This window comes from Sphingobium indicum BiD32 (assembly GCF_000382885.1).
Lineage (GTDB): Bacteria > Pseudomonadota > Alphaproteobacteria > Sphingomonadales > Sphingomonadaceae > Sphingobium > Sphingobium japonicum_C.
This window is the reverse complement of record NZ_CAVK010000031.1, coordinates 38,556-54,135: the sequence shown is the minus strand read 5'-3', so window position 1 is coordinate 54,135 and position 15,580 is coordinate 38,556. Positions and strand designations below refer to the sequence as shown.

The 15,580-nt window shown below is 63.1% G+C and carries 9 protein-coding genes and 1 tRNA gene; 7 read left to right on the top strand and 3 right to left on the bottom strand.

Annotation, left to right across the window (positions count from 1 at the left end):
• Positions 1 to 112: 112 nt before the first annotated feature.
• From EBBID32_RS03205 to EBBID32_RS03190, 4 genes are all read left to right on the top strand, one after another.
• Positions 113 to 2,152: a TonB-dependent receptor family protein gene (locus EBBID32_RS03205; protein WP_006950632.1), complete on the top strand. Its 2,040-nt coding sequence runs from the start codon at positions 113 to 115 to the stop codon at positions 2,150 to 2,152.
• A gap of 15 nt (positions 2,153 to 2,167) precedes the next feature.
• Positions 2,168 to 3,430 carry a PepSY-associated TM helix domain-containing protein gene (locus tag EBBID32_RS03200; protein WP_037488463.1) on the top strand — a complete coding sequence of 421 codons (1,263 nt, stop codon included), beginning with the start codon at positions 2,168 to 2,170 and terminating at the stop codon, positions 3,428 to 3,430.
• A gap of 41 nt (positions 3,431 to 3,471) precedes the next feature.
• Complete coding sequence (locus tag EBBID32_RS03195) at positions 3,472 to 5,091, top strand: NAD(P)/FAD-dependent oxidoreductase (protein WP_006950629.1); 1,620 nt, start codon at positions 3,472 to 3,474, stop codon at positions 5,089 to 5,091.
• Between the two features lie 63 nt (positions 5,092 to 5,154).
• Complete coding sequence (locus EBBID32_RS03190) at positions 5,155 to 5,340, top strand: hypothetical protein (protein WP_006950623.1); 186 nt, start codon at positions 5,155 to 5,157, stop codon at positions 5,338 to 5,340.
• Between the two features lie 47 nt (positions 5,341 to 5,387).
• Here EBBID32_RS03190 and EBBID32_RS03185 read toward each other — a convergent pair.
• From EBBID32_RS03185 to rpoB, 3 genes are all read right to left on the bottom strand, one after another.
• Positions 5,388 to 5,461: transfer RNA gene (locus tag EBBID32_RS03185), tRNA-Gln, on the bottom strand.
• Between the two features lie 208 nt (positions 5,462 to 5,669).
• Positions 5,670 to 9,926 carry a DNA-directed RNA polymerase subunit beta' gene (gene rpoC / locus EBBID32_RS03180; RefSeq protein ID WP_006950621.1) on the bottom strand — a complete coding sequence of 1,419 codons (4,257 nt, stop codon included), beginning with the start codon at positions 9,924 to 9,926 and terminating at the stop codon, positions 5,670 to 5,672.
• 82 nt (positions 9,927 to 10,008) lie between these two features.
• The gene (gene rpoB / locus EBBID32_RS03175; protein ID WP_006950619.1) at positions 10,009 to 14,172 is read right to left on the bottom strand and encodes a DNA-directed RNA polymerase subunit beta; all 4,164 of its coding nucleotides are present in this window, start codon (positions 14,170 to 14,172) and stop codon (positions 10,009 to 10,011) included.
• Positions 14,173 to 14,699: 527 nt separating this feature from the next.
• Between rpoB and EBBID32_RS03170 the strand changes: the two genes are divergently transcribed.
• From EBBID32_RS03170 to EBBID32_RS03165, 3 genes are all read left to right on the top strand, one after another.
• Positions 14,700 to 15,038: a DUF6481 family protein gene (locus EBBID32_RS03170; protein ID WP_006950615.1), complete on the top strand. Its 339-nt coding sequence runs from the start codon at positions 14,700 to 14,702 to the stop codon at positions 15,036 to 15,038.
• A gap of 120 nt (positions 15,039 to 15,158) precedes the next feature.
• The gene (locus EBBID32_RS23955) at positions 15,159 to 15,299 is read left to right on the top strand and encodes a hypothetical protein (protein WP_006950611.1); all 141 of its coding nucleotides are present in this window, start codon (positions 15,159 to 15,161) and stop codon (positions 15,297 to 15,299) included.
• A gap of 66 nt (positions 15,300 to 15,365) precedes the next feature.
• A complete protein-coding gene (locus tag EBBID32_RS03165) occupies positions 15,366 to 15,575 on the top strand; it encodes a hypothetical protein (RefSeq protein WP_006950609.1) in 210 nt (69 codons plus the stop codon).
• Positions 15,576 to 15,580: the final 5 nt, after the last annotated feature.

Sequence of the window (15,580 nt, the reverse complement as noted above, 5' to 3'; positions counted from 1 at the left end):
CTCCGTCTGGCCTGCGGCCAGCCACCTCCCCTGCAAGGGGAGGACGTTATTTGTCCGGCCCAATTTCTGACAAATCCGTCATAAAATACATTATATCAATAGGGTACACATAATGCGTCATATCCATGCCATACGCAGCGCCTCGCTCTGCGCGCTCGCATTTGCCCTGTCCACCATCCCCGCCTTCGCCGACGAAGCCGCCGACCAGAGCCGCATCATCGTCACCGCCCGCGCGCTGGTCGAAGATGCCGCCGCCCGCGTCCAGCGCACCCCCGGCGGTGTCGACGTCGTTGGCGCGCAGGATTTCGAGGACAAGTTGGCGGTCTCCCTGCGCGATGCGCTCACTTTCTCGCCGGGCGCCTATACCCAGCCGCGTTTTGGGCAGGAGGTCCGCATATCGATTCGCGGCTCTGGCCTCTCGCGCGGCTTCCACATGCGCGGCCTTACCCTGTTGCAGGACGGCATCCCGATCAACATGGCCGACGACAATGGCGATTTTCAGGAGCTCGACCCGCAAGTCTTTCAGCATATCGAGGTCTATCGCGGCGGCAATGCCCTGCGTTTGGGCGGATCGACGCTGGGCGGCGCCATCAACGCGGTGACCCCGACCGGGCGCAGTGCGCCGGGCGTCGAACTGCGCGTCGATGGCGGCAGTTTCGACACTGTCCGCACCAAGGTCGCCTATGGCTATGCCGACGAAACAGGCGACGCCTTCGCCGCGATCACCAGCGACCGTTCGGATGGCGACCGCGATCATGGCAGGCGCACATCCTATCGCTTCAACGGGAATGTCGGCCTGAAGGTCAGCGACAGGATCGAAACCCGCTTCTACGCCCGCGTCCAGACCATCCGCCAGAAACTGTCAGGATCGCTCAGCGAAAAATCGGTCCTGACCGATCCGGCCAAGGGCAATTTCACCGGCGATCAGGCGCGCGACATAGATTCGATCCGCCTGCAAAACCGCACCACGCTCCAGCTGGATGGCGGGCAACTGACGGTCGGCGTCCATTACAGCGCCAAGCAACTCTTCCATCCGATCTATCAGGTCATCGACCAGAAGTCAGAGGATCGCGGCCTGTTCGCCAGCCTCGCCCTGGCGCGCAATCTCGGCGGCGTGCCGGTCGAAGTCACGTTCGGCAGTCAGGCGCGCTTCGGCAAGGGGACGGCGCGCCAGTTCGTCAATGTCGCGGGCCAATCCGGCGCGCCGACCGCCTATGCCAGGGTGCGCGCACAGACCATCACCAGCTATGGCGAAGTCCGGGTCGCGCCGACGCCCGGCCTGTGGCTGATCGCGGGCGGCCTCTACACCCATGGCGAACGGCGGATCGACAATCGCTTCGCCCCGCAGCGCAGCGGCGACGCCCGTTTCGACGCCTTCGCGCCCAAGATCGGTCTGCTTTATCAACCCAATGAAGCACTGCAATTCTACGCCAATTACAACCGCTCCGTAGAACTGCCGGGCTATAGTGAACTCAGCCAGACACCCGCAGGCGGCGCGCCCGGCTTCACCCCGGTCGGCCCGCAAAAGGCATGGACGGCAGAAATCGGCACGCGGGGCCGCATCGGCATCGCGTCCTGGGACGTCAGCCTCTACCGTGCCGACATCAGGGGCGAGATACTGCAATTTAGCGTGATCGCAGGCGTCATCCCGGCTGCGACCTTCAACGCGGACAAGACCCGGCATCAGGGCGTCGAGGCTGGTCTGGAACTCGCCTTCACCCCCTGGGCATCGCTGCGGCAGGTCTATCAATATAGCGATTTCCGCTTCCGCAATGACGCTATCTATGGCGACAATCGCCTGCCCGTGGTGCCGCGCCATTTCTACCGCGCCGAATTCAGACTGGGCACCGACAGGCTCAGCATCTCCCCCTCGGTCGAATGGCTACCGCAGGGGGCGTGGGTCGACTATGTCAACAGCAAGCGGGTCGGCAGCTACGCGCTGCTCAACCTTGGCGCAAAGGCGACAGTGCAAGATGGCGTCACCCTGTTCCTCGACGCGCGCAATCTGACGCAAAAGCGCGCGATCGGCGACATCAGCGCGCTGGTCCGCTACACGCCCGACGTCGCGGCAACGGCGGCAGACGAAGGCAGCGTCGCCTTCTACCCGCTCGAACGCCGCGCCATTTATGGCGGCGTGCGCGCGCGTTTCTGATCCGGGGGCAGGACGATGAACGATACAGGCTTTTACCGGGCAATGTGGCGCTGGCATTTCTATGCCGGGCTGATCGTCCTGCCGATATTGGCTCTGATGGCCGTGACAGGTGCGCTCTATCTCTACAAGCCGGAGATAGAGGCGCTGCTCTATCCGGTGCATGTCGCCGACACGTCGAAGGCCACGACCCTCCCGCCATCGCGCCTGATCGCGGCGGTGGGGCAGGGGGCCGGCGCGCAGGCGACCCAGATCGTCCGTCCCGCAAGCACCGCTGAAAGCTGGCGGGTGATGACGAAGGTGGAAGGCGGCCCGTCCACCATCCATTTCGTCGATCCACGCGATGGCCGCGTTCTGGGCGTCATGCGCGGTGGCGGCATCATGAAAACCGTCAAGGATCTGCACAGCCTGGCGCTGACCGGCCCGGTCGGCAACCGGCTGGTGGAGGTGGTCGCGGGCTGGGCGATCCTGCTCTGTGTCACCGGTCTCTATCTGCGCTGGCCCCGGCGCGGCCAGCCTGCGCTGGCGATCCGGGGGCGGGCATCGGGTCGCCTCTTCTGGCGCGACCTGCACGGCACGCTGGGCTTCCTGTCGTCCGGGGTGATCCTGTTCCTGGCCGTCACCGGGATGCCATGGACGGACGTGTGGGGTGGCGGGTTGCGCGCGGTTGTCGCGGCCAATGACTGGGGGCGACCCAAAATGGCGGTGATCCCATGGAGCGCGCCGGCAAAGGACGCGCTGCCCTGGACCCTGCGCGAAGGCGGCGGGGCAGCGGGCGGGGCAGGCGACATCGGCGTCGATGAAGCCCTGCGCATCGCCACCGCGCGCGGCATGGGCGGCGTCCAGCTGATTCTGCCCGCTACCCCCGGCGCACCCTATCTGGCGGCATCCATCGTCACAAAGGCACAGGACGCCCGCGCCATCACCATCGATGCGGCGTCCGGCGCGGTGGTGCAGGATATGGACTGGCGCATGTTCGGTCCCGGCGCGCAGGCGGTCGAATGGGGCATCGCCACCCATCAGGGCCAGCAATATGGAGAGGTCAACCGGCTGCTGATGCTGGCGGGGTGCCTGTGCCTGCTGCTGCTCTGCCTGACCGCACCGCTGCTCTGGTGGAAACGGCGGCAACAGGGACGGCTCACCACGCCACCCGCCGCCTCCCCGGCGGCTCGACGCATGGTCGCCGGGCTGATGTTGCTGATCGGCCTGCTGTTCCCGTTGACGGGCCTCAGCATGGCGGCGGCGCTACTCGGCGAATGGATCATGGGCCGGTCCGCCTGACATAGCTTTCGTTTGGCCCGGAGAGGGACTATGGGCCAACCATGATCCGTCTTTCCGGCCTGCAACTCCCGCTCGACCACCCTGTTGAGGCGATCCCCGCCGCCATCTGCGCCCGGCTGGGCATCGCCGCGTCCGATCTTCTGTCGCACAGCCTCGTCCGGCGCGGCAATGACGCACGCCGTCGCAGCGCGATCCGGCTTGTCTATACGTTCGACCTGGCCGTCACTGACGAAGCCGCCATCCTCGCCCGCTTTCCCGGCGACAAGGACATACGCCCCACACCCGACTCCCGCTACACATTCGTCACCCGCGCCCCTGAAGGCGGCCCGGCCCTTCGCCCGGTGGTTATCGGCGCGGGACCATGCGGGCTGTTCGCGGGCCTCATCCTCGCACAGATGGGCTTCCGCCCGATCATTCTGGATCGCGGCAAGGTTGTGCGGGAACGGACCAAGGACACATGGGGTCTGTGGCGTCGCGCGGAATTGAACCCCGACTCCAACGTCCAGTTTGGCGAGGGCGGGGCGGGCACTTTCTCCGACGGCAAACTCTATTGCCGGGTCAAGGACCCGCGCTTTCTTGGCCGCAAGGTGCTGGAGGAATTTGTCGCGGCGGGTGCGCCCGACGACATATTGTGGGAAGCCCATCCCCATATCGGCACCTTCCGCCTCGTCACCATGGTGGAATCCATGCGCCGCCAGATCGAGGCGCTGGGCGGCGAATATCGCTGGCAGACCCGCGTTGACGACATCGCGCTGGAGCCAGCGGGTGACGGCACCCAAAGGCTGCGCGGCCTCCATATGCAGGACGGCAGCTTCCTCGAAGCGGACCATGTCATACTCGCTGTCGGGCACAGTGCCCGCCCGACTTTCGAGATGCTGCACAGTCGCGGCGTCCATATCGAAGCCAAGCCCTTCTCGATTGGCGTACGGATCGAACATCCGCAAAGCTGGGTCGATCGCGCCCGCTATGGCCAATGCGCAGGCCACCCGGATCTGGGTGCGGCCTCCTATAGCCTCGCCCATCACTGCGCCAATGGCCGCACCGTCTACAGCTTTTGCATGTGTCCCGGCGGCCGCGTCGTCGCCGCCACGTCGGAAGAAGGGCGCGTCGTCACCAACGGCATGAGCCAATATAGCCGCGCCGAATTCAACGCCAATAGCGGACTCGTCGTCGGCATCGACCCCGCGCGCGACTATCCCGAAGGACCGCTGGCGGGGATCGAACTGCAACGCCGTTGGGAATCGGCCGCCTTTATCGCAGGCGGCTCCTCCTACTGGGCACCGGGGCAGACCGTGGGCGACTTCATGGCAGGCCGCGCCTCGACCGCGCTGGGAGAGGTCGTCCCCTCCTACAAGCCGGGCGTGACCCCCACCGACCTGTCGCGCTGCCTGCCCGATTATGTGATCGACGCCATCCGCGAGGCACTGCCAGCCTTCGGCCGCCAGATCAGCCATTATGACCACCCGGATGCGGTGATGACCGGCGTGGAAACCCGCACATCCTCCCCCATCCGCATCACCCGCGGCAAGGACTTTCAGAGCCTCAACGTCGCGGGCCTCTATCCGGCAGGGGAGGGCGCGGGCTATGCGGGCGGCATCCTGTCGGCCGCGATCGACGGTATCAAGGTGGCAGAAGCGGTTGCTTTGGGAATGATGCGATAGGCTGGCAAAGTCTGGCGCGCCGTATATGCTCTATCCCGACATTGCATGACGGGAGAGACAGGCATGACCAGCGACGTCCGCGCAGCCCTTGATCGGTTCGAGAATTTTATTGGCCGTTTCAGTCAGAGCGGCATCATCGACGCCACCAGCGGCTTCACCACCGGCGACGCGGCGCTGCTGATCGGCGAAATCGAACTGTCCGAAGCCAATCGCCGCATGAAGGAACATTACCCGCACGATGACACATGAAGCCATCAGGCAAATGAGCGGGGCGGAAAATCACATCAGTAGGGAAATGGATGCCCGACAAGGACTCGAACCTTGATTGACGGAGTCAGAGTCCGCTCTCTTACCATTAGAGGATCGGGCATCAATCCTTAGCGCCATGCGCTTGGGAGGCCGCAGATAGGCGGGGGCAGGGGGCAGGTCAAGAGCATTTTTAGGCCAAAGCATGGCCCGAAAAGAAAAGCCCGCCGGCGCGTCAAACGCATCCGGCGGGCATTTGCGTTGCCCGGTCAGGGGCAACGAGCCTGGGCGCCGATCCCTATATAGGAACCGGCCCCCGTGTTTTCAAAGTGTCAGTCCATGTCCTGCGTGGTGAAATCTTCACCCTGCACCGCGCCCAGCGGATCGTCGCCAATCGCGGCCTCCGGTCCCTGGCGCAGTTCGGCGGCATGTTCGGCTGCCGCGCTGGCTGGCGCGATCAGGTCGACCTGGCTCGACGCCCGCAGCGCGGCGCGCATCGCTGCGTCCCGCGAGGAGGCGGCGACGCGCAGGCGGTTCATGCCCGCGCCCGTGCCTGCCGGGATCAGTCGGCCGACGATGACATTTTCCTTCAGGCCAACCAGCGTGTCCTTCTTGCCCTGAACCGCCGCTTCGGTGAGGACGCGGGTGGTTTCCTGGAAGGATGCCGCCGAGATGAACGAACGGGTCTGGAGCGAGGCCTTGGTGATGCCGAGCAGCACCGGCTTGCCGGCAGCAGGCAGGAAGCCCGGTGCCAGCTTGGCATTGATCTCGTCCATTTCCTCGCGATCGACCTGCTCGCCCACCAGCAAGGTGGTGTCGCCGGACTCGATGATCTCGACCTTTTGCAGCATCTGACGAACGATCGTCTCGATATGCTTGTCGTTGATCTTCACGCCCTGCAAGCGATAGACTTCCTGGATTTCCGCGACCAGATATTCGGCCAGCGGCTCGATGCCGAGAACTTCCAAGATGTCGTGCGGATCGGGCGAACCGCCGATCAGATTGTCGCCGCGCTTGACATAGTCGCCTTCCTGAACGTCGATCACCTTGCTCTTGGGGATCAGATATTCGACCGGCTCGCCGCCATCCTCAGGATTGATGGCGATCTTGCGCTTCGCCTTATAGTCCTTGAGGAACTGGACGCGGCCGGACACCTTGGCGATGATGGCGTTGTCCTTGGGCTTGCGCGCCTCGAACAGCTCGGCCACGCGCGGCAGACCGCCCGTGATGTCGCGGGTCTTGGCAGCTTCGCGGCTGACACGCGCCAGCACGTCACCGGCCTGCACCGTCTGGCCATCCTCGACCGAGAGCATCGCGCCCACGGCCAGCATGTAGCGGGCCGCTTCGCCCGAACCATCGTCCAGCAGGGTCAGGCGCGGACGCAGATCCTCCTTGGTGCGGCTGGAACCGCGATGCTCGGTGACGACGCGCTGCGAAATGCCGGTCGCTTCGTCGGTCTGCTCGGTCAGCGTCTTGCTGTCGATCAGGTCGACATATTTGACGATGCCCGGACGTTCGGTGATCACCGGCATGGTGAACGGATCCCATTCGGCGATCCGGTCGCCCTGCTTCACTGTGGCGTTATTCTCAAAGAGAATGGTCGCACCATAAGGCAGGCGATGCACCGCGCGCTCACGGCCTTCATTGTCGATGATCGCCAGTTCGCCGTTGCGGGCGAGCGACAGGCGGCGTCCACGGCTGTCCGTGATCGTCGGCATGTCACGCAGCTCCAGCGTCCCGTCGGCAATCGCTTCCAGGTTCGACGTTTCATTGAGCTGCGCCGCACCACCGATGTGGAAGGTCCGCATCGTCAGCTGGGTGCCAGGCTCACCGATCGACTGCGCCGCGATGACGCCGACCGCTTCACCGATATTGACCGGCGTACCACGGGCAAGGTCACGGCCATAGCATTTGCCGCACACGCCCATCTTGCTTTCGCAGATCAGGGGGCTGCGGATCTTCACGGCCTGCGTGCCGATCGCCTCGATCTTGGCGATCATCGGTTCGTCCAGCAATGTGCCGATCGGGATGATGACGGTGCCGTCCTTGCTGTCGACAATGTCCTGCGCCGTGGTGCGGCCCAGGATGCGTTCGCCCAGCGAGGCGATGGTCGAACCGCCCTGGACGATCGCCTTCATCTCCAGCGCGCGGTCGGTGCCGCAATCTTCCTCGACGATCGTGCAATCCTGCGACACATCGACCAGACGGCGGGTCAGGTAGCCCGAATTCGCCGTCTTGAGCGCGGTGTCGGCCAGACCCTTGCGGGCGCCGTGGGTGGAGTTGAAATATTCAAGGACGGTCAGGCCTTCCTTGAAGTTGGAGATGATCGGCGTTTCGATGATCTCGCCCGACGGCTTGGCCATCAGGCCGCGCATCCCCGCAAGCTGCTTCATCTGTGCCTGCGAACCACGCGCACCGGAGTGGGCCATCATGTAGATCGAGTTGATCTGCGCCAGGCGGCCGGTCTGCGGGTCCTTGGGCTGGGCGCGGATCTCGTCCATCATCGCGTTGGCGACGCGATCGCCGCAACCCGACCAGGCGTCGATCACCTTATTGTATTTTTCCTGCTGGGTGATCAGGCCGTCCTGATATTGCTGCTCATAATCGGCCACCAGCGCCTTGGTCTCGTCAACCAGGGTCACCTTGCTGTCGGGGATGACCATGTCGTCCTTGCCGAACGAGATGCCCGCCTGGAATGCATGGCGGAAGCCCAGCGCCATGATGGCGTCGGCAAACAGCACCGTGTCCTTCTGGCCGGTGTGACGATAGACCTCGTCGATCACGTCGCCGACATCCTTCTTGGTCAGCAGGCGGTTGACGACATCGAACGGAACCTTGTGGTTCTGTGGCAGACATTCGCCCAGCAACATGCGGCCCGGCGTGGTTTCATACCGCTTGAGGTAGCTGTTGCCTGCCTCGTCGGTCTGCGGCACGCGGCTGATGATCTTGCTGTGCAGCGTCACCGACTTGGTGAACAGCGCCTGATGCACTTCCTGCATGTCGCTCAGCAACATGCCTTCGCCGGGCTCGCCTTCGCGTTCCATCGACAGATAATAGATGCCCAGCACCATGTCCTGCGACGGCACGATGATCGGCTTGCCGTTCGCGGGCGACAGGATGTTGTTGGTCGACATCATCAGCACGCGCGCTTCCAGCTGAGCCTCAAGGCTCAGCGGAACGTGGACGGCCATCTGATCGCCATCGAAGTCGGCGTTGAAGGCCGAGCAGACCAGCGGGTGAAGCTGGATCGCCTTGCCCTCGATCAGCACAGGCTCAAACGCCTGGATGCCCAGACGGTGAAGCGTCGGCGCGCGGTTCAGCATCACGGGATGCTCGCGGATCACCTCGTCCAGAATGTCCCAGACTTCCTTGCGCTCCTTCTCGACCCACTTCTTGGCCTGCTTCAGGGTCATGGACAGACCCTTGGCATCCAGACGCGCGTAGATGAACGGCTTGAACAGTTCGAGCGCCATCTTCTTGGGCAGGCCGCACTGGTGCAGCTTCAGCTCAGGACCGGTCACGATGACCGAACGGCCGGAATAGTCGACGCGCTTGCCGAGCAGGTTCTGGCGGAAGCGGCCCTGCTTGCCCTTGAGCATGTCGGACAGCGACTTGAGCGGACGCTTGTTCGCGCCGGTGATGACGCGGCCACGACGGCCATTGTCGAACAGGGCGTCGACGGCTTCCTGCAACATGCGCTTTTCGTTGCGGACGATGATGTCCGGCGCGCGCAGTTCCATCAGCCGCTTCAAGCGGTTGTTGCGGTTGATGACGCGGCGATACAGGTCGTTCAGATCCGACGTCGCGAACCGGCCACCATCCAGCGGCACCAGCGGGCGCAGTTCTGGCGGGATGACGGGAACGACGTCCAGGATCATCCATTCGGGGCGGTTGCCCGAATCGATGAAGCTTTCGACGACCTTCAGGCGCTTGATGATCTTCTTGGGCTTCAGCTCCGACTTGGTCGTCGCCAGCTCTTCCAGCAGAACCTGCTTTTCGCCTTCCAGGTCGAGGTCCATCAGCATCTGCTTGACCGCTTCGGCGCCGATCCCGGCGGAGAAGGCGTCCTCGCCATATTCGTCCTGCGCGTCGAGCAGTTCGTCCTCATTGAGCAGCTGATATTTCTCAAGCGGGGTCAGGCCCGGCTCGATGACGATATAGCTCTCGAAATAAAGGACGCGCTCCAGCTGCTTCAACTGCATGTCGAGCAGCAGGCCGATGCGCGAGGGCAGCGACTTCAGGAACCAGATATGCGCAACCGGCGCGGCCAGCTCGATATGGCCCATGCGCTCACGGCGCACCTTGCTCACCGTGACTTCGACACCGCACTTCTCGCAGACGATGCCCTTATATTTCATGCGCTTATACTTGCCGCACAGGCATTCATAATCCTTGATCGGGCCAAAGATGCGCGCGCAGAACAGGCCGTCACGTTCCGGCTTGAACGTGCGATAGTTGATGGTTTCGGGCTTCTTGATCTCGCCGAAGGACCAGCTGCGGATGCGCTCAGGCGAGGCAAGGCCGATCTGGATCTGGTCGAAAGTCTCGGTCTTGGCGACCGGATTGGCGAAGTTGGTCAGTTCGTTCATATTCTTTTTCCTCAGTTCCCCTCCCGCTTGCGGGAGGGGTTAGGGGAGGGGATGTCTTGCGCTAGGCTTGGGCCTGAAACCCTTATTCCGCCGCTGCCGCGAAGCCGCCTTCGTCCTCTGGAATCTCGTCGAGCGTGTTCAGCTCCACGTTCAGACCCAGCGAGCGCATTTCCTTGACGAGAACGTTGAAGCTTTCGGGGATACCCGCTTCAAACGTATCGTCGCCCTTGACGATCGCTTCATAGACTTTGGTGCGGCCGACCACGTCATCGGATTTCACCGTCAGCATTTCCTGCAACGTATAGGCGGCACCATAGGCCTGGAGCGCCCAGACCTCCATTTCCCCGAAGCGCTGGCCACCGAACTGCGCCTTACCACCCAGCGGCTGCTGCGTGACGAGCGAGTAGGGACCGATCGAACGGGCATGGATCTTGTCGTCGACAAGGTGATGCAGCTTCAACATATAGATGATGCCGACCGTGACCTTGCGGTCGAACTTGTCGCCGGTGCGGCCGTCGAACAGGTCGCTCTGCCCCGAAGTGTGCAGACCCGCCAGCGACAGCATCGCCGACACGTCCGCTTCCCGCGCGCCGTCGAACACCGGCGTCGCCATCGGGATGCCCCGCTGGAGATGTTCGGCCAGATCGATGATCTGCTCCGGCGTGCGGCCTTCGATCTGCTCGGCGTAGCGCGGACCATAAGAGGTCAGCAGCCGTTCCTTGACCGCGTCGGGCATGTCGCCCGCCGACGGGTTCGGATTGGCCTCGCGCCAGTCCTCCAGCGCGTGCTTGAGCTGCTGGCCAAGGCCACGGGCCGCCCAGCCCAGATGCGTTTCAAAGATCTGCCCGACATTCATGCGCGACGGCACGCCCAGCGGGTTCAGCACGATGTCGACATGGGTGCCATCTTCCAGGAACGGCATGTCCTCGACGGGCAGGATGCGCGAAATGACGCCCTTGTTACCGTGACGGCCGGCCATCTTGTCGCCCGGTTGCAGCTTGCGCTTCACCGCGACGAACACCTTGACCATCTTCAGCACGCCCGGCGGCAGTTCGTCGCCACGCTGCAGCTTGTCGACGCGATCCTCGAACTTGTCGACGATGATCTTCACCGCTTCGTCATATTGCGCCTTGACGGCTTCGATGCCCGCCTGACGGACATCGTCCGCCACCGCGAATTTCCACCATTCATGACGCTCGACTTCACCCAGCAGGGCTTCGTCGATCTCGACGCCCTTGCGCACGCCCTTGGGCGCGGCGGTGGCGATCTGACCCGTCAGCATTTCCTGCAACCGGTTGAAGGTCGCGCGGTTCAGAATGGCGCGTTCGTCCTCGCGATCCTTGGCCAGGCGATCGATTTCCTCCCGCTCGATCGCCATGGCGCGCTCGTCCTTGTCGATGCCGTGGCGGTTGAATACGCGCACTTCAACGACGGTCCCGGCAACGCCCGGCGGCAGGCGCAGCGACGTGTCGCGCACGTCGGACGCCTTTTCACCGAAGATCGCGCGGAGCAGCTTTTCTTCCGGGGTCATCGGCGATTCACCCTTGGGGGTGATCTTGCCGCACAGGATGTCGCCCGGCTCCACTTCGGCGCCGATATAGACGATGCCCGCCTCATCGAGGTTGCGCAGCGCTTCCTCGCCGACATTGGGGATATCGCGGGTGATATCCTCTGGCCCAAGCTTGGTGTCGCGCGCCATGACCTCGAACTCCTCGATATGGATCGAGGTGAACACGTCATCCTTCACGATGCGTTCGCTGATGAGGATACTATCCTCATAGTTGTAGCCGTTCCAGGGCATGAACGCGACGAGCGTGTTCCGGCCCAGCGCCAGCTCGCCAAATTCGGTCGAGGGACCGTCGGCAATGACGTCGCCCGCTTCAATGAGGTCGCCGACCTTCACCAGCGGACGCTGGTTGATGCAGGTGTCCTGGTTGGAGCGCTGGAACTTCTGGAGCGTGTAGATGTCCACGCCCGACTGGCCCGGCGCAATGTCACCGGTGGCGCGGATGACGATACGGGTCGCATCGACCTGATCGACGATGCCCGCCCGCTTGGACGCGACCGCCGCGCCGGAGTCACGGGCGACCGTGCCTTCCATGCCGGTGCCGACGAACGGTGCTTCGGCGCGTACCAGAGGCACGGCCTGACGCTGCATGTTCGATCCCATCAGCGCGCGGTTGGCGTCATCGTTTTCCAGGAACGGAATGAGCGACGCGGCGACCGACACCAGCTGCTTGGGGCTGACGTCCATCAGGGTGATGTGGTCGCGCGGCGCCATCAGGAACTCGCCGGCTTCGCGGCTGGAGATGAGATCCTCGACGAAATGGCCGTCGGCATCGACTTCGGCGTTGGCCTGCGCGATCGTGTGCTTGGCCTCTTCCATGGCGGAGAGATACACGACCTCGTCCGTCACCTTATGGTCGATGACCTTGCGATAGGGCGTTTCGATGAAGCCATATTTGTTCACCCGGCTGAACGTGGCCAGCGAGTTGATCAGACCGATGTTCGGGCCTTCCGGCGTTTCAATCGGGCAGATACGGCCATAATGGGTCGGGTGAACGTCGCGGACTTCAAAACCCGCACGTTCGCGCGTCAGACCGCCCGGCCCAAGCGCCGACACGCGGCGCTTGTGGGTGACTTCCGACAAGGGGTTGGTCTGATCCATGAACTGCGACAGCTGCGAGCTGCCGAAAAATTCACGCACGGCAGCCACGGCGGGCTTCGCGTTGATCAGGTCGTTGGGCATCACGGTCGATACGTCGACGCTCGACATACGCTCCTTGACGGCGCGCTCCATGCGCAGCAGCCCGACGCGATACTGGTTTTCCAGCAATTCGCCGACCGAACGGACGCGACGGTTGCCCAGATTGTCGATATCGTCGATTTCGCCCTTGCCGTCCTTCAGGTTCACCAGTTCCTTGACCACGGCGAGGATGTCCTCGGTCCGCAGCGTCGTCACCGTGTCCTCGGCGTCCAGGTCGAGACGCATGTTCAGCTTCACGCGGCCCACGGCCGACAGGTCGTAGCGCTCAGGGTCGAAGAACAGGCCCGCAAACAGCGATTCGGCGGTTTCCTTCGTCGGCGGCTCACCGGGGCGCATGACGCGATAGATATCGCTCAATGCCTGGTCGCGCTCTTCGGCCTTGTCGGCCTTCAACGTGTTGCGGATCCACGGACCGGTGCCGACATGGTCGATGTCGAGCAGTTCGAGGCGGTCGATGCCCGCCTTGTCCAGCTTCTCCAGATTTTCCGGCGAAACCTCGTCACCGGCTTCGATGTAAATCTCGCCGGTGGTTTCGTTGATCAGGTCGTAGGCGCTGTAGCGGCCATAGACTTCCTCGGTCGGGATCAGCAGCGTGGTCAGGCCGTCCTTTTCCGCCTTGTTGGCGGCGCGGGGGCTGATCTTGTGACCGGCGGCGAACACGACTTCGCCCGAATTGCCATCGACGATGTCGAAGGCAGGCTTCAGGCCGCGCCAGGCTTCGGCCAGATAGGGAATCTGCCAGCCGCCTTCGCTGCGAACGAAGGTCACCTTATTGTAGAAATGACCCAGAATTTCTTCGGCGGTCAGGCCCAGCGCATAGAGCAACGCGGTGACCGGCAGCTTGCGCTTGCGGTCGATACGGACGTTGACGATGTCCTTGGCGTCGAACTCGAAGTCCAACCATGAACCGCGATAGGGAATGACGCGCGCGGCGAACAGATATTTGCCCGACGAATGGGTCTTGCCACGGTCATGGTCGAACAGGACGCCCGGCGAACGGTGCATCTGGGACACGATGACGCGCTCGGTGCCATTGACGATGAAGGTGCCGTTGCCCGTCATCAGGGGCATGTCGCCCATATAGACGTCCTGCTCCTTGATATCCAGAACCGAACGGGTCTCGGTGTCCTGATCCACTTCAAACACGATCAGGCGCAGGGTAACGCGCATCGGCGCTGCATAGGTGATGCCGCGCTGACGGCATTCCTCGGTGTCGTATTTCGGGTCTTCCAGCTCGTAATGGACGAAATCCATTTCGGCGGTGCCGGCGAAATCGCGGATCGGGAACACGCTGCGCAGCGTCTTTTCCAGGCCCGATACATAGCCGATCGACGGATCGGACCGCAGGAACTGCTCATAGCTTTCGCGCTGAACCTCGATCAGGTTCGGCATCTGCACCACTTCGTGGATGTCGCCGAACACCTTTCTGATGCGCTTCTTCGCGCCGGTGTTGCTGATGGAGGGAGCCTTGGTCGCCATGCGTTGTCCTTGCCTTCGTTCGTCGCGTATTTTCCGCATCGCAGCGAAAATTCAGCCCTGACGCGGATGGCAAAGGGGTGATTCGCACCCCTGCATCCACGCAAAAAAGTGCGGGTCGGGACTGTCCGAACCGCACTGCCAGCGTCTTGTAACCCGCCAAATACGCCCCATACTGCCAGTGATCGTGCGCAATGCGACCCTGTACCCCGGACGATTCGGGAGACGGTTCCTGACACGCCGCAAAGCCTGCCTGAACCGGATTTCTAACGGCGCATATAGGACAGGCTTTGCCCTTTGTGAAGGGGTTAAGGGACGCCACCACGCTGGGGCCACAGAGCCGCTTTGGCCCGCACCTTCCCTTTTGCCGCAACAGCTGCTATATGAATTTTGCTTACGTCGCCTTTTGACGGATATCGGACTGCCTTCGGCTTCTCCTCTTGTCCCCCATCGCGCCTCACAAAGCCGGGACGTGCGAATGGTCGCGCGTCCCTCTCATATCATGCGCAATGCAGGACAGATTAGAACGAATGCTGAAATATAAGGAACCCGATTTTCAGGAACGCAGGGCGCTCGCCACACAGGCACGAGACAAAGCGCTTGCCAAGCTGCGCGCCAAGCCCCCGGTCGATCCGGTGCTGGCTGCCGAACGCGCCGCCGCGGCAGAAGCCAAGGCTGCTGCCGAACAGGAAAAGCGCCGACTGGCCAAGCTGGCCCGCGAAGAAGAGCGCGCTGCCAAGGTGGAACGCGCGCGTCTGGAGGCGGAAGCCGCCGCCGCTGCGATCAAGCCGGAATTGACCGAGGAAGAACGCAAGGCAGCGCGCGATGCGCGCTATCAGGCCCGCAAAGCTCGCAAAGGCGGGCGCTAACGACGCCCTCGGTCGCGCCCATGGCGCGACTGACACGATCATCAAGGTCGCATGGGCTGGCATGGTGCCGCCCTGGACCACTACTCACTTGTTACGCGGCACCGGCCGCGAGGAATAATTTTGCATAACCATTCACCCAGAAGCCCACGTCCCACGCTCTCGCTGTTCGACAGGAAGCGCCCCTTTCATCCCGGCCTGGCGCCGGGCGGCACCCTGTCCAGCACACAGCTCAAGCAGATCGTAGCGGACATATTGGGCTAATATCGATCATGTCGGGGGAGCGCCGATCGGCGCTCCCCTTTTTTCTGTCATCCACAAGGAGCCATTATGAGCCGCGCAGCAATTCGACCCTTCCTGATCAGCAAGGATGAAGAAGGCCATTTCCGCCTGACCGTGCGGGAAACCCGCTATAATTCGCAGGGCTATCCGCTGACCTCGTCGCTGCTTCAGGACGAGAAATTCAAGACCGCAACCGCTGTCCGTGCCTTCGCGCGCGACATGTTCAAGGCCGAAGCCGGCCAGTTCGCGACGAAATAATCAGC

Bases quoted from the DNA above. Each gene is read 5' to 3' on its own strand.
- EBBID32_RS03205 (WP_006950632.1), top strand. From the start codon at position 113: ATGCGTCATATCCATGCCATACGCAGCGCCTCGCTCTGCGCGCTCGCA.
- EBBID32_RS03200 (WP_037488463.1), top strand. From the start codon at position 2,168: ATGAACGATACAGGCTTTTACCGGGCAATGTGGCGCTGGCATTTCTAT.
- EBBID32_RS03195 (WP_006950629.1), top strand. From the start codon at position 3,472: ATGATCCGTCTTTCCGGCCTGCAACTCCCGCTCGACCACCCTGTTGAG.
- EBBID32_RS03190 (WP_006950623.1), top strand. From the start codon at position 5,155: ATGACCAGCGACGTCCGCGCAGCCCTTGATCGGTTCGAGAATTTTATT.
- rpoC (WP_006950621.1), bottom strand. From the start codon at position 9,926: ATGAACGAACTGACCAACTTCGCCAATCCGGTCGCCAAGACCGAGACT.
- rpoB (WP_006950619.1), bottom strand. From the start codon at position 14,172: ATGGCGACCAAGGCTCCCTCCATCAGCAACACCGGCGCGAAGAAGCGC.
- EBBID32_RS03170 (WP_006950615.1), top strand. From the start codon at position 14,700: ATGCTGAAATATAAGGAACCCGATTTTCAGGAACGCAGGGCGCTCGCC.
- EBBID32_RS03165 (WP_006950609.1), top strand. From the start codon at position 15,366: ATGAGCCGCGCAGCAATTCGACCCTTCCTGATCAGCAAGGATGAAGAA.